Here is an 18,383-nt window from a genome sequence, read left to right on the forward strand (position 1 = left end):
GCGGTGACGGCCTCAGCGGCCGATGACGCCCTCCACGGCCCCGCTCTCGGTGCCCCAGACCTCTTCGTCCTCCGCCAGCCAGGTGGTGCGCTGACGGTCCTTCTCGTTGCCGCCGGCCCCGGCTCCGGCGCCCGCGCCGGGCGGCATCATCGGCGGCATGCCGCCACCGCCGGTGGTGGCCACCTGCCGGCCGGTCAGCGCCGACTGCTCGGCGGCCGCGGCGCGGGCTGCGCGCTCCGCAGCCAGGCGCTCGTTGGCCGCCTCGGACGCCGCCTTCAGTCCGCTCGGGTCACCGCCGGTCGCGTAGCCCCGCGCGCTGGTCCCGGCGGCGGTGGAGGTGATCGGGGAGATCCCGCCCGGTCCCGAGATGAGGGAACCGCCCGGACCGAGGCCCCCGGAGCCGAGCAGGCCGGATCCGCCGAAGCCTGACGCGCCGAGGCCGAAGTCGTTGGGCGCGAGCAGGTCGTCCCCGGTGTCCAGGTAGCTGCGACCGAGGTCGTCGATGATCTGCCGGCTCTCCGGGACCGGGGTGCCCCGGCCGTCGAGCAGGGTGCCGTCCGGGGAGATGCTGTAGTCCCGGCCGACCACCATCGGGTTGCCCCGGCTGTCCAGGACGGGACGGCCCTCGCTGTCCACCACCCGGCCCTCGTCGGTGATCCGGGAGCCGGGCGGCACCACGACGTTGCGGCCCCCGGAGCCGCCGATGCCGCTGCCGATGCCACCGGTCCAGGTGCCGCCGCCGTTCCCGGTGTTGTCGAGGAGGTCGGGGTAGCGGACGCCCGGGTAGCCGCCCGTCCCGCCGCCCGGCAGGGTCGTGCCGCCCCCCGGGAGGACGGGCCCGTCGCCGCCGCTGCCGCCGCCGGTGATGATCTCGGGCGGCTTCACACCGCCGGGGAGGCTGGTGGGCGGCTTGATACCGCTGCCACCACCGCCGCCGCCGTTGCCGCCACCGATGTTCCCGATGTTGCCGATTCCACCGGTGCCGCTGCCACCGGCCCCGCTGCCACCGGCCCCGCCGTCGAGCTTGAGCTCCTTGTTGCCGGGACCGCCGCCGAGGTCGTTCTTCAGGTCGGGGCCGCCCTCACCCGTGCCGGGGCCGCCCTTTCCGTCGCCGCCGAGGCCGGGCGGGGCGTCCACCTTCGGCGGGGCGGGCGGCGGCATCCGCAGCTCGACCCGGGGGTGATTGCTGTTCATCAGGTTCGAGATGGTGGTGTAGGCCGATTCGAGGAAAACCAGCGCCCGGCCCGCCTCGTTGTCCAGGTAACCGAGGTTCGCCAACCAGATCTGCTTGGCCCGGACGACGACCTTCTCCCAGAACTCCTTCGTCTCCGGGTCACCGAAGGGGGAATTGGTCACCTTGAAGCTGAGGTCCGTCTGGCCGTCCGCGGCGGGGATGTCGGTCGAGTGCTGCTTCTCGTCATAGATGGTGTTGGTCTTCTCCGTCCGCCATTTGACCTCGACCGTGGCGTTCCTGAAAGCATCGGCCACCGCGTCCTGGAGGGCGTTGGCGGGGTGCGCCAGCCGGTTGGCGCGCCACGTGTTGTACCCCATCTCAAGAGTGGCCAGGGAGTCCAGCAGCGCGGAAGTCACCCCGTTCAGCGCGTTCTCGACGCCGTTGCCCGCCAGTTGCCGCTGGAAGCTGGTGATCTCGCCGTGGAAGGCACCGAGGATCGTGTGGAACGCGCCTGCGGCGCTGCCCTGCCAGTCCCCGTCCGGGGCGTCGACCTCGTCCATCCAGGCCTTGCTCCTGGTGACCCAGTCGTCGAGGAAGAGGCGGGCGTTCTCGTGGGCCTTGGCCGCGCGCAGGAAGGAGCGGATCTCGAACCGGTCATTGGCGAACGGTGGATTCCGCAGCGGACTGACGACGTTGAGGAACTCGTGCTGCCACCGGTCGAACGGCGAGCCCGCGTTGAGGGTGGAGTAGTCGTAGTTGACCCCCCAGACGTAACTTCCGTAGTACGTCTGATCGTTGTACGTGAAGTGGTAGTTCCACGCCCACCAGGCGTCGTGCGGCATCCCCTTGCTCTCCGAGGTCTTCCACTCGTAGTAGGTCGTCGGCTCCCCCTTCCCGTCACCGGGCGTCCACTTCACGTCCTGGCCGGCGACCGCGCCGCGGTCGACGAGACTGGTCTGGGCCGACGACGCGAAGATCGCGACGACGTCCTCCCACTTGCCCACGGTGAAACCCCTTCGGCTGGACCGGCGCGGTCGTGTCGGATCGGATCGGATCGCCCCCGAGGGGGCCGGTGGTGCGGGCCGGCCTGCGCCTGGACCGGCCCGCGCGCGGCGGTGCGGCCGGGGTCAGCGGCCCCCGGTTCCGGAGCCGCCGGGGACGACGTTGTTGAGCAGGTACATCAGCTCGGCCACGCTGATCGCGTCCTCCTCACCGTTCTGCAGGATGAGGTCGGCGTCCTTGAGGTCCAGCTTCATGTTCGTGGCCTGGGTGTTGATGTTGCCGAAGCCGGTGTTGACCGAGGCGAAGTAGCCCTTGAACGCGGTGGTGAGGATGCCGATGGACGGAGCGGTCGCGCTCGCGTTGCCCGCCAGCAGGTGCGACGGGGCGCCGACGCTCAGCGTGCCGCCGTCGGTCGCGTAGAGACCGATGTCCCGGACGTTCGCGTTCTGCAGGAAGGCGTTGATGAGTTCCTGGAGCTTCTTGTCCGCGAACTCCGCGACATAGCCCTCGGTGATCTTGGTGACGGTGTGCCCGCCGCCGTTCTCGTTCTCTGCCATGACCTGTCAGCCCCGTCCGTCAGCCCATGCCCCGGCCGGCCTCGAAGTCGGCCGACCAGAGGATGTGGTGGATCTTCGCGAGGTCCTGGGTGGCGGAGTTGATGTCACCGATCATCACGCCGTCCTTCTGGCGGAGCGCCTCGGAGAGGTTCTCCGCGGCGGTGGAGAACACACCGAGGAGGGGACCGCCGTAGAAGCTGTCCAGCTTCTGCTTGGTGACGCGCATCGCGTCCTCCATGCGCTCGGCCGTGTCGCTGAGGTACTGGATGGCGCCCTCGACGCCCGCGTGCTCGACGAACACTTCGCTGACTCCCGTTTCGTTGGGGTTGGAGAGGGGGAACGGCCGGACGCACCGCCCGGCCGGTGGGGCTGACGGTTCCGCCCGCCTACTTGGGGTTCAGGGCGTCCTTGATCGGGTCGCTCCCGTTGCCGCCCTTGTTGGCGACGGCCAGGGCGTTGTCCTCGGCGGTGCTGAAGGTGTTCTCACCGGCGGCCAGCTTGCCCAGGAAGTCGTTGTAGAGGCCGATCACCTCCTGGTACTTCTGCTGCCACTCGCCGATCTTCTGCACGAAGACCACGCTCGACTTCGCCTGGAACTTGGTCTCCAGCTCCTGGATGCTCTGGTCGATGTCCCGCTTGACGCCCTCCATCACGCCCATCTGCGATTCGATGGTGCTCTTCACGGCCTGAATGGAGGCCGGATCCGCCTTCGTGACGGCATTCGGGTTCGTGTTGGCCATCTCGGTCCCTCTCGCATCTCACGTCTCGGGGGCCCGCGCGGCGGCGGGCCCGCCAGGCTGAACGGCCCCGGGGGCCCGGCCGGTTCAGTGCACCGGCGGGCCGGGGCGAATCACCTCAGCGGGCGCACTTGCCGTCGGTCGCGGACGGCTGGACCAGCGCCGTTCCGGCCAGCGCCGCCGGGTCCAGGCTCGGCCCGGTGGGCAGCAGCGACAGCAGCCGGCCGGGGACGGCCACCGGGGCGGCGGCGTTGAGGCCGAGCCGCTCCACGGCGGCCGCGGCCAGCGGGTAGCGCACGCCGTTGTCGGCCACCAGGTACAGCGTCGAGCCCTGCCCCGCGCCGGAGAGCGCCCGGACCAGGGCACCGCCGCCCGGTCGCACCGAGATCCGGTCGGCCGGGGTGCAACTGGGCAGGACACCCGGCTCGGCCGTCGGCGGCAGGCCGAGGACGGCGGTCGCGTCCAGCAGGCGAAGGTCGACCTCGCCCGCCCCGGAGGTGGACAGGCCCGCGCAGAGCGCCTGCCCGGGCGCCGCCGGCACCAGCAGCGGCGGCCGGGTGGGCAGGCCCGCCGGAGCCAGCTCGCCGGCCGCGGCGGCCGGCGCCGAATGGGCGAGGAGGTCGGCCGCGCCGACCTGCTCGACGGTCACCGCGCCTCCCCCGTAGGCCTCCTCCTGGGTGCGCGGATCGCCCTGGACCAACGCCAGCACCGTGGCGTCGACGGGCACCAGGCCCTGGGCCGTGAGGACGAAGCGTTCCTCGCCCGTCCCGGAGAACAGCTGGCCGACCCGGGTCCTGCGGCCCGCGAGGTCCGGCCCCGCGGTGCCCCGGCCGGGCAGCTCCGGGCGGCGCAGGTCGGGCCCGGCGGCGAAGGTCTGCAGGAAGGCCGCCGGGACCGCGGCCGGGGTGGCGGCCGCGTACCCGAGGGCGCGCGGCGCCCCGCCCTCGACGTCCAGCGCGTAGCGGCGCCCGTGCCACAGCAGGTGCGGGACACCGTCCGGCCCGGCGACCAGGGCGCCCCGGTCGCCGGCGGCGGTGCCCCCGGGCCGGCTGCCGACGGAGAGCGACAGCAGCGGGCCGGTCCGGCCCGTCGGCCCGCCGGCCGCCTGCACGGTGCAGGCCAACCAGTCGGAGCGGTCGAGGTCGGCGGGGGCGGGCACGCCGTCCGGCGCGCCGACGATGCCGACCGGGCCACCGCGGGCGGTGCCCTCCAGCGATCGCCGCGACACCTGGTTCACGGTCAGCTGCTCGCCGGCCAGCAGCCGGGCACTGGACTGGTTGACGACGGGGTGCAGCTGCCCCCCGGCGAACAGGTAGCGGGTCCCGGTCTCCTTGACCACCACCACCGTGCCGGCCTTGCGCCAGCCGGTCGCCCCGCCGGGCTTGACCAGCCCGTAGACGCCGGCGCCCAGACCGGCCAGCAGCGCGAGGGCCAGGCCGATCACGGCACCCCGGTTGGTCCGCCCGGTGGGGCTGTCGGGGGCGTCCGGCTCGGCCCGCAGCATGCCGGCGGAGACCCGGCCCATCACGAAGAGGTGGGCCTGCACCTGGTCACGGCGGGACTGCATGCGGTGGTCCTCCTGCGGGGAGTGGCGTCGGGGGCCGGGCGGCGGTCCCGGTCGTCCCCGCCCGCGACGGGCACCGACCGGGCGGGGGATCAGCCGCCGAGGCCCCGCATGGTCCGGTAGAAGCCGAGCGCCTGGAGGGCGAGCGGCAGGAGCGCGACAGCGGTCAGCGTGTGTGCCAGGTCGCCGATCCGCCCCCAGTAGGGCAGCAGTCGACGGCCGGGAACGGTCCAGGCCGCGGCGGCCAGCGCCACCGCGGCCAGCACCAGCCCGGTGAACACCACCAGCCGCTGCGTCCCGTCGCCGTCCGTGCCCAGCCGTGCCGCCAGCAGCGCCAGGCCCAGCACGCCGGGCAGCAGCACGGCCATCCGCTGTCGGATCCCGCCGATGTCCCGGGCGTGCAGCAGGAGCAGCAGCGACAGGGCGAGGGCGGTGGACGGCGCGCCCCACCCGGCGTCCCGGGTGCCGGCCAGGACGACCAGCGCGCCGGCGCAGACGGCACCGAGAGCGGTCAGGAAGGCGCACAGGTAGCCGTCGGCCGCCGTGCTGCGGGTGAGCACGTCCTCGGCCGGGAAGGGTTCGATCTCCTCCTGGAGTTCGTCCGCGTTGCGGGGCAGCGCGGGCAGCCGGAGACCGGAGAGCTTGAAGGCCAGACCGGGCACGAAGGCACCGAGCACCACGGCCCCGGCCGCGACCAGGGCGGCGATGCCGGTGGCGGCCACCCCCGCGGCCGCCAGCGCCCCCGCCAGCAGGGCGAACAGCGCGGCCGCCAGCAGCCCGGGGAAGAACGGCCCGCCGCCGACCACGGCCAGCGCCACGACCGCCGAGCCCACCGCCGCCGAGCCGCCCGCGAGCAGCCGGGTGGACCCGTCGAGCCCCGGCAGCAGCGCGGCCGCCGCGCAGGCGTAGGCCACCGCGGCCGCGCCCAGCGCGGTGCCGGCCGGACCGTCGCCGACCGAGCGGGAGGCCGCGGCGGCGCCGCCGAGCAGCAGGACGGCCGTGACGGCGGCGAACGCCCAGCGGGCGCCGTCCGGGCCGGGCAGCGTGAGCACCAGCAGTCCGCCGGCAAGCGCGAGCAGGGCCAGCGCCAGCGCCGTGTGATGGGTGACGGCGGGCCGCCAGGAGTCGCCGCGCCCGGCCATTCCGGTGCGCACGCCGTCGACCAGGTCGTCGAAGTGCACCTCGGGAAGGGCGTCGCGGCGCGGCCGCAGGAAGAGCTCCTCGCCGTCGCGGACGGCGAGGGCCTCCAGGGTGAGCTCCTCGTCCAGGGGCGCGCCGCCGGCGCGCTGGAGCACCCAGCCGTCGTGCTCGACGCCGCCCTCCTCGACGGACCGGCCCGCGTAGCCGAGCACGGTCGGCAGCAGGTCGGCGAGGACCACGTCGCCGGGCACGGCGAGTTCGAACGCGGTGTCGGGTGCGCGGAATCTCAGCCTGCACAGCCCGGTCGCCGCCACTGCACCGCTCACCTGATCCCGCTCCTCCGTCGCCACGACCGCTCTCCACTGGCGACTACGCGCGGCGGAGCGCCGACGGTTCACCGGGTCGGCCGCGGGGCCGGGTGCCGCGCCGATCACCGCACCGTCACCGAACCGATCACCGCACCGTCACCGAACCGGCCACCGCACCGTCACCGAACCGCCCGGGAGTCCGGTCGCGCCGCCGGAGGTGAACCGCGCGCGGCGCGCGGGCCGTAGGCCAGGGTGCGGTCCCGTGCTGCAGTCCGTGCCCGGCGGGGCGCGGTGAGAGGAGAACCCCCGTTGAGCGTCGTCCTGGTCGACCGACCGCCCCGGCGCCCCGGACCGGAGATGCCGGACGGGGAGATCCAGCTGCAGGAGCCACCGGGCCTGCCGGAACCGCAGAGCGGCGTCTCGCAGATGCTGACGATGGCCCCGATGGCCCTCAGCTCGCTCTCGATGGTGATGCTCTTCCTCAACCCGACGGGCGGCAGCGGACCCCTCCAGTACGTGGCGATGGGCATGATGGGCCTGTCCGCCGTCGCCATGCTCGTCACCCAGCTGCTGCGCACCTCGGGCGACCGCAAGCGCCAGTTGCGCGGCGAGCGCCGCGACTACCTGCGCTACCTCGCCCAGATGCGCCGCCAGGTGCGGCGGCACATCGTCAAGCAGCGGCTCGCCCTCGCCTGGCGGCACCCGGAGCCCGGCGCTCTCGCCTCCCTGGTGCGCACCTCCCGCCTCTGGGAACGGCGTTCGGCCCACCCCGACTTCGGCGACGTCCGGATCGCCCGCGGCCCGCAGCGGCTCGCCGTCCGGCTGGCGCCGCTCGCCACCAAGCCGGTCGAGGACCTGGAGCCGCTCTGCGCGCACGCCCTGCGCCGCTTCATCCACGCCTACGGCTCGATCGCCGAGCAGCCGATCGCCGTCCACGTCCGCGGCTACGCCCAGGTGCTGGTGCGCTGCGCCGCCGCGCAGGACGAGGACGAGGACGGCACCCCGGTGGCCGCCGACCCGGAGCCGGCCCGCGCGCTGGCCCGGGCGATGATCGCCCAGCTCGCCTTCTTCCACGCGCCGGACGAGCTGCAGATCGCCGCCGCCGTCGCCCCCGAGCGACGGGAGGACTGGGCCTGGCTCAAGTGGCTGCCGCACGCGCTGCACCCGACCGAGAGCGACGGGGCCGGTCCGGTCCGCCTGGTGGCCGGCTCCCTGGTGGAACTGGAGCAACTGCTCGGCCCCGAGTTCTCCGAGCGCCCGCCCTACGAGCCCGACGCGCAGCCCGCCCGGGACGAACCGTTCACGGTGATCGTGCTGGACGGCGTCCGCGTCCCGGCCGGTGGCCGGGCCGCCCTCGCCGGCTACCGCAACGCCGTCCTGCTGGACCTCGGCGACGCCCTGGAGTGGAAGCACAACAAGTACCGGCTGCGGCTGCGGATCACCGACGGCGAGCTGGAGCTGATCGGCGCCGACCGCAACCGCAACGACGAGGTCTCCCCGCTCGGGCGCCCCGACGCGCTGGCCGTCCCGGCCGTCCGCCGCTACGCCACCGCGCTGGCGCCCTACCGGCTCGGCGACTCGGTGGACAGCGCCGAGCCCCTCAACACCGACTTCGACCTCACCGCCCTGCTGGGCATCCGCGACCTGCACCAGCACGACGTCCGCCGGGCCTGGGCCGACCGCGGGAAGACCAACCGCCTGCGCGTCCCGCTCGGGCTGGGCGCCGACGGCTCCCCGGTGGACCTCGACCTCAAGGAGTCCGCCCAGGGCGGCATGGGCCCGCACGGCATGCTGATCGGCGCCACCGGCTCCGGCAAGTCCGAACTGCTGCGCACCCTCGTCCTGGCCCTCGCGCTCACCCACTCCTCGGAGATCCTCAACTTCGTCCTGGTGGACTTCAAGGGCGGCGCGACCTTCCTCGGCCTGGACCGGCTGCCGCACACCTCGGCGGTCATCACCAACCTCGCCGACGAGGCCGCCCTGGTCGACCGGATGCGCGACGCGCTGCACGGCGAGATGAACCGCCGCCAGGAACTGCTCCGGGCCACCGGGAACTACAGCTCGCTGCTGGACTACGAGACCGCCCGGGCCGCCGGCGCCCAGCTCGACCCCCTGCCGACACTGTTCGTCGTCGTCGACGAGTTCAGCGAACTGCTCTCCGCCCACCGCGACTTCATGGACCTGTTCATCATGATCGGCCGGCTCGGCCGCTCGCTCGGCGTCCATCTGCTGCTCGCCTCGCAGCGCCTGGACGAGGGCCGGATGCACGCCCTGGAGTCCCACCTGTCGTACCGGATCGGCCTGCGCACCTTCTCCGCCATGGAGAGCCGCGGCGTCCTCGGCGTGCCGGACGCCTACCAGCTGCCCTCGCAGCCCGGCAACGGCATCCTGCGCAGCGACATCGCCACCCTCACCCGGTTCAAGGCCTCCTACGTGTCCGGCCCCTACCGGCGCCGCAGCGGTGCCGCGCAGCAGGCCGCGGCCGCCGGGCAGATCGTGCCCTACGACACCGCCTACGTGACGCCCAACCGGCCCGCGCCGGAGCCGGTCGAGCACGAGCCGGAGGAGGCGGAGGAGGCCGTCACCCTGCTGGACCTCGCCGCCGAGCGGCTGCTCGACGCCGGCCCGCCCGCCCACCGCGTCTGGCTGCCGCCCCTGGACGTACCGCCGACGCTGGACGAACTGCTGCCGCCGCTCGCCCCCGGCGCGCACGGCCTGGCCCCGGAGGGCTGGCCCGAGCGCGGCCGGCTGACCGTCCCGATCGGCGTGGTCGACCGACCGTTCCAGCAGCTTCGCGAGATCCACACCGCCGACCTCTCCGGCGCCGGCGGCCACGTCGGCATCGCGGGCGGCCCGCAGAGCGGCAAGAGCACCCTGCTGCGGACGCTGATCACCGCGCTCGCCCTCACCCACACGCCGCAGGAGGTGCAGTTCTACTGCCTCGACTTCGGCGGCGGCACGCTCGCCGCCCTGCGCGGCCTGCCGCACGTCGGCGGTGTCACCGGCCGGCACGACCCCGAACGGATCGGCCGCACGCTGGCCGAGGTGGCCGGTGTGATCGCCCGCCGCGAGCAGAGCTTCGCCCGGCTGGGCATCGACTCGATGACGACGTTCCGCCGCCGCCGGGCCGCCGGGGACCCGGCACTCGCCGACGAGCGCTACGGCGACGTGTTCCTGGTCATCGACGGCTGGAACACCGTGCGCCAGGACTTCCCCGACTTCGTGGCCGCGGTCAACCTGATCGCCGGACGCGGCCTCAACTACGGGGTCCACCTCGTCATCGCGGCGGCCCGCTGGGGCGAGGTCCTCGGCGGCCTGCGCGACCAGCTGGGCACCCGCTTCGAGCTGCGGCTCGGTGACTCGATCGACTCGATGATCAACATGCGGGCCGCGGCGACCGTCCCCCGGATCCCCGGCCGCGGCCTCACCGAGGACCGGCTGCACTTCCTCACCGCGCTGCCCCGCATCGACGGCACCGGCACCACCGAGGACCTCGCCGAGGGCGTCACCGACCTGGTGGACGCCGTCAACGAGCACTGGACCGGCCCGCGCGCGCCCGAGGTGCGGATGCTGCCGCTGCTGCTGGACGCCGCCGACCTGCCCGCCCCGGAGGGGGCGCTGCGGGTTCCGATCGGCCTGGAGGACACCAACATCGCGCCGCTCTGGCACGACTTCGAGGAGTCCCCGCACCTCCTGGTGGTCGGCGACACCGAGAGCGGCAAGACCAACCTGCTGAAGCTGATGATCAAGAGCATCACCACCGCGTACACGCCGGAGCAGGCCCGCATCATGCTGGTCGACTTCCGGCGCGGGCTCTACGAGAGCCTGCCGGAGGAGTACCGGCTCGGCTACGCCGTCTCGGTGGACGTCGTCAAGCAGATCGTCACCGGCGGCGCCCGGGCGATGGAGGCGCGGGTGCCCGGCGAGGACATCAGCCCGGCCCGGCTGCGGCTGCGCGACTGGTGGACGGGCCCCGAGCTGTTCGTGATCGTCGACGACCTCGACCTCATCCCGGCGACCTCGCCGCACCCGTTCGACGCCCTGCTCCCGCACCTCGCCCAGGGCACCGAACTGGGCCTGCACCTGATCGTCGCCCGCGGCGCCAACGGCATCGGGCGCTCCTACTCCGACCCGGTGCTCCGCCGGCTCCAGGACCTCAACACGCCCGTCGCGCTGCTCTCCTGCCCGCCGAGCGAGGGCACGCTGTTCGGCAGCGTCAAGCCGCGGGAGCTGCCGCCGGGCCGTGCCCTGCACGTCACCCGCCGCCGGACGGTGCAGGTGCAGACCGCGCTGGTGCAGGAGCCGGGGGAAGCGGGCGGGACCGGATGACCGGGCCGGGGCACGGCTCCGGCCAGGCTGCGGCAGGGCTCCGGCAGGGCCGGCGGTGAACCGGAGGCCCGGCCGGAGCCGTAGTCCTGGACGATGAGCCTCTCCCGCACCGGTGCGCGCTCCGGCGACCCCGCACCCCCGGCCGAGCCCCGCCGCCGCTTCGGACTGCGGCGCGGGGCGCAGCGCGCGCTGCCCGCCGGGGACCCTCCCGCCGCGTCCGGCCCCGCCGCGACCCTCCCGGTGCCGGCACCCGCCCGCACCGCGGAACCGGGCCCGTCGGTGCTCCGCGAGGTCGGCCCGCACTTCGTGATCGCCGCCGCCACCGCCCACCCGAACGAGCTGAAGGCCGCGATCGGCGCCCTGCGGCCGGTCCCGGACGCCGTCGTGGTGATCGCCGCCGCGCCGGACTCGGCCAAGGTCCTGCGCGACCGGATGACCGACCTCGGGGTGATCACCCGCGCCCGGGGCGCCACCCACCTGGTGCTCGCCGCCTCCGGACTGGCCGCCCTCGCCCCCAACGGCCGCCGCCCGGCCGAGGTCGTCGCCGAACGCTCCGGCGTGCCGGTCGTCGCCCCGGACGGCCTGGTGGAGATCACCCCGGCCGGCCACCTCACCGTCAACGACCCCGAGGGCGCGGTCGCACGCTCCTCGTGGTGGCGGTGCGAACCCGGCGAGCAGCCCCGGCGGGTGGCCGGCACGATCGGCGCCGTCGCCCCCGTGGAGTCGCGGCGCACCCGGCCGACCGCCTTCGTCGAACCGCCCGCCGTTCCCGCCCCCGCCGCCGCCCGGGGCCGGGCGAACGCCGTCCGCGTCCTGCGGCTGCCGGCCGGCTTCTGGCTCACCGACCCGGCCGACCCCGCCACCACCCCGCTGCCCGACCTGCGGCTGGCGGCCGCCCCGCCCGGCACCGCCGTCATCGTGATCGGCACCCCGACCCGGCCCGTCCTGCTGCCCGAGGACTTCGCCGAGGCCGTGCTCTCCCTGCCGCTCGGCTCCGACCGCCCCCTGATCAGCGCCCCGTGGGCGGCCCCCGACGAACTCTCCGCGCTCATCGGCGCGCTGACCGCCCGTACCGCCCGGCCGGTGCAGGCCGCGATCGGCCTGCCCGTCCTCGGCCACGGCGGCCCCACCTCGCGGGTGCTGGACCGGGAGGGCCGGATCGGGTGGGAGCCGTTCCTGCTGCGCCTCTCCTCCGCCCCCGGCTGCCCCACCACGCCCGCCGCCTGGCGCAACGGCGGCTCCGACTGGCGGACCGCCGGGCCCGGGGTGTTCCAGGCGTTCCCGTACTGGGCGCTGGAGGCCGTCCCGGCCGGGCTCTGGCTCCGCCCCGAACCGCCGCACGTGCTCACCCCGCGCTTCCGCCGGCCCGAGCCGAGCCGCCCGCTGCTGATCGTCGGGGAACGGGACCGCCCGGTGCCCGCCGACGCCTTCGAGGAGCTGGGCGCCCTCCTGGGCCGGTTGCCGGCGGCCGGCGCCGAGGGCTTCGGGCTGCTCGTCCACGGGCTGCTGGAGCCCGCCGCCGAGACCGTCGGGCGCTTCGTCGCCCGGACGTACGAGCTGGAGTGGCTCGGCGCCGAGCAGCCGGCGGGCGGCCCGCCCGCCGTCGCGCCGGTGTCGTACGGCATCGGCGGCACGGACGCGGCCCGGCGCGGGGCGCAGGTGACCACACCGGTGACCGCGCCGGTATCCGCGCCGGCCGCCGCTCGGACGGCCGCCGCCGTCGGCGGACCGGGGCAGCACGCGCCCGCCGCGCTGGGAGCGGGCGCTGCCGCCTCCTCCGCGCACCGGGTACCGGCCGTCCCCGGGCCGGCCGTCCCCGGCGGGTCGCGGACCGCCTCCCGCGGCGAACTGCCGACCGGTCACCGGGTACCGCCCGTGCCGGACGCCGAAGGTGCGACGGGTGCCGGGAACGGCACCGGAGGCGGGGCCGGGAGCCGGTTCGAGTCGCGGGCCGAAGCCCCGCTGCGACACCGGATGCCGCCCGTTCCCGAACCCGAGGCCGGAGCCGAACCCGAGGCCGGGGCCGAACCGCCGCTGGCGCCCCGGACGCCCGCCGTCGGCGCCCCCGCCCCCGGTCCCGGGGCGGAGAGCCCGTTCGCGTCCCAGGCCGACCCCCGGGCCCGGCACCGGGTCCCCGCCGAGCCCGGAACCGCCTCCGGACCCGAGCCCGGACCCGAAGCCGAACCGGGTCCGGTTCCCGTGCCCACGCCCGTCCGGGCCACCGGTGCGCCCGCCACCGGCAGCCTCACCGGCGCCGGAGCGCCGCCCCGGCGGGTCCCCCTGGCGAGCGCCGACCCGGCCACCGACCCGGCCACCGGCGCGGGCGCACCGCCCTCGGTCGGAACCGCCACCGCCGGATCCGGATCCGGATCCGGCCCGTCCGGCTCCGCCCCGGTCGGCCGGCCGGGTGCGCCGGGCGAGCCGGACGGCCTGCCGGTCCGGACGCCCGACGTCCCCCGGACCGCACCGGCCTCGCCGGCCGCACCGAGCGCCGGACCGGAGCCCCGGCCGGAACCGCCGTCCGGGACCGTGGCCCCGGAGGAGCCGACGTCCGAGCCGACCGCCGAGCCCGCGGCCGCGCCGCCGGTCGAGGCCGCACATCCGGTCGAGGCCGCACCGCCCGGGACGGCCGCCGAGGCACCGGCGGCCGTCCCGGAGCCCGCACCGGACCCGACCCCGGCCCCGGCCCGGTACTTCGGCCTGGACGACAGCCCGCCCCCGGTCACCGCGAGCAGCCCCGCCGAGCGCGATGCCGTCCGCGCCCTGCTCGGCGACCACTACCACCGCTGCACCGGGCGGCTGGACCAGCTCGCCACCCGGCTGCCCGGTCTGCGCTCCACCTCGCAGGACGACTTCAAGCCCGACCTGGCCGCCGTGCTGCTCCACCACACCGACGCCGGCGTGCCCGCGACCCGTGCCGCCCTGATCGCGGCCGCCCGGTCCGGGGACCCGGAGCTGCGGCCGTTCCTGCGCTGCCTCGGCTCCGGTCTGCGCCGGCTGCCGAGCCATCACGGCGCGGTGCTGCTCGGTGCCGGGGCCGGTCTCGACCCGGAGTCCGTGCTGGCGCACTACCCGACCGGCCGACAGTTCCGGGAACCGGCACCGCTCGCCGGGCTGACCGCGCCGGGGGCCGAACTCCCCGGCTCGTCCGTGGAGTTCCTCGTCTGGTCGGCCACCGGTCGGCGCACGTCCGTCTTCGACCCGACCGACGGCCCGGCCCAGGCGGCGTTCCCGCCGGGCACGGCGTTCACCGTGGTCGGCCAGGTACCCGCCGACGGCGACCGCCCGGCCTGCGTCCTGCTGCGCGAGTCCGGCGGCGATCCCTCCGAGCGCAACCGCAACTCGCTGACCCGGCTGCGCGCGTGGCTGGAGCGGCGGGCGGCGATGCCCCAGACCGAACGCCCCCGGGCCGAGTCCCCCGAACGCTTCCACCTCACCCCGGGCGTCCACCTCGACATCCCCGAACCGCCGGACCCCGCCCCCGAGGGCCCGGAGGGCCCCGAGAACCCCGACGCCCCGGACACCGCCCCGGACGCCTGAGCGCCCATTGCTCGGCCCGGGCCCGGCCGATGAGCGGCCCGGGCCCGGCCGCCGCGGGGCACGGCATCGACGACACCCCGACCGCTGTGAAAACCGGGATGGCCCGACGGCCACCGGTCGGGTACCGTGCGGGCCATGTCGAGTCCCGAGTCAGACACGGTGGGGGCTTTCGGTCACGCCGTCAGCCCCCTGAACCACTGAGTTCGTAGTCCTGCCGTCCCGCCGCGTTCCGCGGCCGGACGAGCGCGCCCCTGGGTGCTGACCGCGGTGACGGGTTGACCTTCCCGTGCTTCTCCTCACCTCGGAGCCCTTCGATGCCCCTCCCGCTGTATCTGCTCGCCCTGGCCGCCTTCGCCATGGGCACCTCGGAGTTCATGCTCGCCGGCCTCCTGCCGGACATCGCCCCCGACCTCGACGTGACGGTCGGGACAGCAGGCGCCCTCACCTCGGCATTCGCGATCGGCATGGTCGTCGGTGCCCCCCTCGTGGCCGGGCTCGCCCGCCACCGGCCCGGACGTTCCGCCCTCGCGGGGTTCGTCCTGGTGTTCCTGACCGCCCACGTCGTGGGCGCCGCCACGTCGAGCTTCCCGCTCCTGGTGGCGACCCGGGTGGCCGCGGCGCTCGCCTACGCGGGGTTCCTCGCCGTGGCCCTGACGACCGCCACCACGCTGGTCCCGCCCGACCGGAAGGGACGCGCGCTCGCCGTCCTGCTGTCGGGAACCACGGTGGCCGCGGTCGCCGGTGTCCCCGGCGGGGCGGTGCTCGGCACCTTGTTCGGCTGGCGGGCCACGTTCTGGGCCGTCGCCGCCGTCTGCCTGCCCGCGGTCATCGGCATCGCCACCGGGGTCCCGGCGCGACGTGCACGGACGGCCGCCACCGACGGCCCGGCCCTGCGATCGGAACTCGCGCAGCTCAAAAGGCCTCGGCTGCTCCTGGTCATGCTGCTCGGCGCCGTGGTGAACGCGGCGACCTTCGCCGGCTTCACCTTCCTCGCGCCCGTCGTGACCGACACCGCCGGGCTGGACGAGCTGTGGATCCCGGTCGTGCTGGCGCTCTTCGGCGCCGGTTCCTTCGCCGGGGTCACCGTCGCCGGCCGGTTGTCCGACCGGCACCCCGGTCCGGTCGTCGCGGTCGGCGGTGCGCTGCTGCTCGTCGGCTGGCCGGCCCTGGCCCTGCTGGCCGACAGGCCGGCCGCGCTGCTCGCCCTCGTCTTCGTCCAGGGCGCGCTGTCGTTCGCGCTCGGGAGCACGCTGATCACGCGGGTGCTCTACGAGGCGGCGGCAGCGCCCACCATGGCCGGCTCCTACGCGACCGCCGCGCTCAACACGGGCGCTGTCGTCGGACCCCTCGTCGCCGCGACGACCCTCGGCACAGCGGCCGGGAACCTCGGGCCGCTGTGGGCGAGCGGACTCCTGGTCCTGGTCGCGCTGCTGGTCGCGTTCCCCCTGCGCGGTGTGATCGCAGCGGACCGGAGCAGCGGGGCACTCCGGTGACGCCCGCCGACGCCCCGTCGGGCGTCACTCCGCCGCCGGGGACCGTCCTCCCGTCCCACGCCTCCGTGCGGGCGTCACCGACGCCGTAGTCGGCAGCGGCTAGTGGCCGCTCCCCCAGCTCTCCCGAGCCTCGCCGCGCGCCACCGGCGTCGCCCGCTCGGCCTCCACCGGCCGGGCCTGCAGCGGCCTGGCCTCCAGCGACCGCCCCTGCACCGCCCGGGCGGTCGGCGCGGGCCACACCGCCGGGGCGACCCGGCCGGTCGGCAGCCGGCCCGCCTCCACCGGGACGGCGTTCAGCTGGGCCCGCTGCCCGGCCTCCCCCATCCGGACGCCCGGCACCGACCGCGCGACCGCCGCCCCGGACACCGCGGGCGCCCCGGACACCGCGGGCGCCCCGGGCATCGCGGGCACCCCCGGCACCGCGGGCACTCCCGGCACCGCGGGCACCCCCGGCATCGCGGGCACCCCGGGCACCGCCCCGCCGACCGTGCCGAGGCCCGCCCCCGAGCTGGTCCGCAGCCCCCCGCGGACGGCCGGGCCCACCGCCTCGGCGGCGGCCGGGGCCGCGCCCGGCCGCTCGGCCACCGTCGCGGAGAGCCGCAGGACGAAGTTCCGCTCGGTCGGGTCGCCGTGCAGCCAGTCGCAGTCCTTGCTGCGCACGATCCGGCTGCGCAGGCCGCCGGAGGTCTGCCACGGGTACGGCAGCACCCGGACGTTGGGCCGCCAGCCCACGCCGGGCACGCAGTGCTGCAGTTCCAGCTCCCACTCCTCGGCCTGCACGTCCAGCGAGGCCCCGGCCCTCCCCTCCAGCACGAACGTGCCGTACGGGGTGCGCACCACCGCGCGCTGCTCGTAGTAGGCGTCCTTGTCGAGCACGGTGATCCGCAGCGGCCCGTTCATTCGCAGCATGGTGGCCCTTCCCGGCGGTCGAAACTCTCGGAACCGCGACGGCCCCGCACTCTGATCGACGGGGCGGCCGGAGGCCCGGGTTCACCGCCCGCCGACAGGTGAACCCCAGGTGGACGCCCGTCCGTTGAACACGGGAGACGGGTCGTCCGGGTATCCGCCCCGGGGCCCGCAGGCCCGTCCCGGAGACCCCGTTCGGGGGTTCCCCTTCGGGCAGCCCGGCGGGTCCGATCGCGCACACCTCCCGAACCGCCGGGCACGCGCTCCGCCCGGACGGTCCGCGCCGGTGGGACCCCGCTCCCGGGCGGCCGCCCCCGGCCGTCGCCGACAGGCCCGCCCGCAGCGCCCCCCGCACCCGCCGCCGCGGCACCCGACCCGCCCGACGGCCCGTTCGTCAGCACGCGGACGACAGTGCCTCACCGGCGGCGCGACGGCGGACCCCGTGGGCGCGCCGGGCGGACGCGCCGCCCGCTTCCGGCCGGGGGACACCCCCGCGCGCGCCCGCGGGGACCACGAACCGGCTGCCGTCAACCCCCCGGTCGGACAGATACCCACCATTCCCGAAATCGCACACCGAACGTCACAAGACGAACCTCCAGCGTGGCTAGACTGCGCCCCGCACAGGGATGGAAACCCTCGTCCACCCGCTCTCACCAGGGAGGATCCGTGTTCGTTCGGCTGCTGGGTCCGGTGGAACTGCGGACCGCCGACGGCCGGTCCGTCGAGCCCGCCGCCGCCAAGCGGCGCGCCACGCTGGCCCTGCTGGCGCTCGAACTCGGCCGTACCGTCCCGGTCGGACGCTTCTTCGAACTGCTGTGGGGGGACGCGCCGCCGGCCCGGGCCCGGGCCGCGCTGCAGGGTCACATCGCCGCGCTGCGCAAGCTGATCGCCGGCTCGGGCCTCGTCCTCTCCACCCGTCCGCCCGGCTACCGGCTGGACGGCCCGGCGGACGCGGTGGACTCGCTGCTGTTCGAGCGGCTGGTCGCCGACGCCGCCGCGCGGAACGCCCCGGACGGCGACGAGGCGGCGGCCGGGCTGCTGCGACGGGCGCTCTCGCTGTGGCAGGGGCCCGCCGCACTCGCCGACCTGCCCGAGACCGACCTGCGGGACGCGCTCGCCGACCGGCTGCGGAAGGACCGGACCCTCGCGCTGGAGGCGTGGGCCGACCGCCTGCTCCGGCTCGGGCTGGGCGCGGACGCCGTGCCCGAGCTCGACCGCGCCGCGGAGGCCGATCCGTGGAACGAGGCGCTGGCCGCGCGGCTGGTGCTCTGTCTGCAGCAGTCCGGGCGCTCGTGGGACGCCCTGAACGCCTATCACCGCACCCGCCGCCGGCTCGCCGCGGACCTCGGCGTCGGGCCGGGCAGCGCGCTGCGGTCGGCGGTGTCGGGGGTGCTGTCCGACGACCCGGCGCGGCGCCCGGCAACGGGAGCGGCGCCGGGACCGGTACGGCTCATCGGCGGGCCCCGGCCCGGCACCGCACCGGCCACCGCCGCCCCGACCGTCACCGCACCGGCCGTCCGGCCGCCGACGGCGGTGCCGTACGCGAGCTGCAAGTCGACCCCCCGCCCCACCGGCGGCGGCCGCCCGGCCGTCACCCGGCCCACACCCCCGTCCACCGCACCCGCCGCCACCA

Annotated in this window: 11 protein-coding genes; 4 read left to right on the top strand and 7 right to left on the bottom strand. The window is 76.0% G+C overall.

Translation table 11 applies throughout. The features are described from left to right. Nucleotides 1-12: 12 nt before the first annotated feature. The 6 genes from ADK60_RS45045 to eccD all read right to left on the bottom strand — a co-directional run bounded on the left by ADK60_RS45045 (nt 13) and on the right by eccD (nt 6,500). A complete protein-coding gene (locus ADK60_RS45045) occupies nt 13-2,178 on the bottom strand; it encodes a hypothetical protein (RefSeq protein WP_053649012.1) in 2,166 nt (721 codons plus the stop codon). Between the two features lie 123 nt (nt 2,179-2,301). Next, entirely contained in the window at nt 2,302-2,733 is a 432-nt protein-coding gene (locus ADK60_RS24845; RefSeq protein WP_053649014.1) for a hypothetical protein, read from the bottom strand. Between the two features lie 19 nt (nt 2,734-2,752). Next, nucleotides 2,753-3,034, bottom strand: coding sequence for a hypothetical protein (locus tag ADK60_RS24850; protein WP_053649016.1), 282 nt, complete (start codon nt 3,032-3,034; stop codon nt 2,753-2,755). Between the two features lie 85 nt (nt 3,035-3,119). Further along, nucleotides 3,120-3,473, bottom strand: coding sequence for a WXG100 family type VII secretion target (locus ADK60_RS24855; protein ID WP_053649018.1), 354 nt, complete (start codon nt 3,471-3,473; stop codon nt 3,120-3,122). 115 nt (nt 3,474-3,588) lie between these two features. Further along, complete coding sequence (gene eccB / locus ADK60_RS24860; protein ID WP_053649020.1) at nt 3,589-5,037, bottom strand: type VII secretion protein EccB; 1,449 nt, start codon at nt 5,035-5,037, stop codon at nt 3,589-3,591. A gap of 89 nt (nt 5,038-5,126) precedes the next feature. Then, nucleotides 5,127-6,500 (bottom strand): type VII secretion integral membrane protein EccD, encoded by a 1,374-nt coding sequence (gene eccD, locus ADK60_RS24865; protein WP_053649022.1) that lies wholly within the window; start codon nt 6,498-6,500, stop codon nt 5,127-5,129. A gap of 339 nt (nt 6,501-6,839) precedes the next feature. Here eccD and eccCa point away from each other — a divergent pair, with 339 nt between their 5' ends. From eccCa to ADK60_RS24880, 3 genes are all read left to right on the top strand, one after another. Further along, a complete protein-coding gene (eccCa, locus tag ADK60_RS24870) occupies nt 6,840-10,811 on the top strand; it encodes a type VII secretion protein EccCa (RefSeq protein ID WP_079008672.1) in 3,972 nt (1,323 codons plus the stop codon). Between the two features lie 93 nt (nt 10,812-10,904). Beyond that, on the top strand, nt 10,905-14,351 hold the full coding sequence (locus ADK60_RS24875; protein ID WP_053649026.1) for a hypothetical protein: 3,447 nt from the start codon (nt 10,905-10,907) through the stop codon (nt 14,349-14,351). Nucleotides 14,352-14,665: 314 nt separating this feature from the next. After that, on the top strand, nt 14,666-15,844 hold the full coding sequence (locus ADK60_RS24880) for a Cmx/CmrA family chloramphenicol efflux MFS transporter (RefSeq protein WP_053649027.1): 1,179 nt from the start codon (nt 14,666-14,668) through the stop codon (nt 15,842-15,844). A gap of 99 nt (nt 15,845-15,943) precedes the next feature. Here the strand turns inward: ADK60_RS24880 and ADK60_RS45050 are convergent, their stop codons facing one another. After that, nucleotides 15,944-16,753 carry a hypothetical protein gene (locus ADK60_RS45050; RefSeq protein ID WP_159400568.1) on the bottom strand — a complete coding sequence of 270 codons (810 nt, stop codon included), beginning with the start codon at nt 16,751-16,753 and terminating at the stop codon, nt 15,944-15,946. 663 nt (nt 16,754-17,416) lie between these two features. Between ADK60_RS45050 and ADK60_RS24890 the strand changes: the two genes are divergently transcribed. Continuing rightward, a partial coding sequence (locus ADK60_RS24890) for an AfsR/SARP family transcriptional regulator (RefSeq protein WP_286185303.1) occupies nt 17,417-18,383 on the top strand: 967 nt, incomplete at its 3' end.

The organism is Streptomyces sp. XY431, assembly GCF_001279805.1.
Lineage (GTDB): Bacteria > Actinomycetota > Actinomycetes > Streptomycetales > Streptomycetaceae > Kitasatospora > Kitasatospora purpeofusca.

Excerpts from the sequence above, each read along its gene's own strand:
- ADK60_RS24845 (WP_053649014.1), bottom strand. The coding sequence starts at position 2,733 with ATGGCAGAGAACGAGAACGGCGGCGGGCACACCGTCACCAAGATCACC.
- ADK60_RS24855 (WP_053649018.1), bottom strand. The coding sequence starts at position 3,473 with ATGGCCAACACGAACCCGAATGCCGTCACGAAGGCGGATCCGGCCTCC.
- eccB (WP_053649020.1), bottom strand. The coding sequence starts at position 5,037 with ATGCAGTCCCGCCGTGACCAGGTGCAGGCCCACCTCTTCGTGATGGGC.
- eccCa (WP_079008672.1), top strand. The coding sequence starts at position 6,840 with ATGCCGGACGGGGAGATCCAGCTGCAGGAGCCACCGGGCCTGCCGGAA.
- ADK60_RS24875 (WP_053649026.1), top strand. The coding sequence starts at position 10,905 with ATGAGCCTCTCCCGCACCGGTGCGCGCTCCGGCGACCCCGCACCCCCG.
- ADK60_RS24880 (WP_053649027.1), top strand. The coding sequence starts at position 14,666 with ATGCCCCTCCCGCTGTATCTGCTCGCCCTGGCCGCCTTCGCCATGGGC.
- ADK60_RS45050 (WP_159400568.1), bottom strand. The coding sequence starts at position 16,753 with ATGCTGCGAATGAACGGGCCGCTGCGGATCACCGTGCTCGACAAGGAC.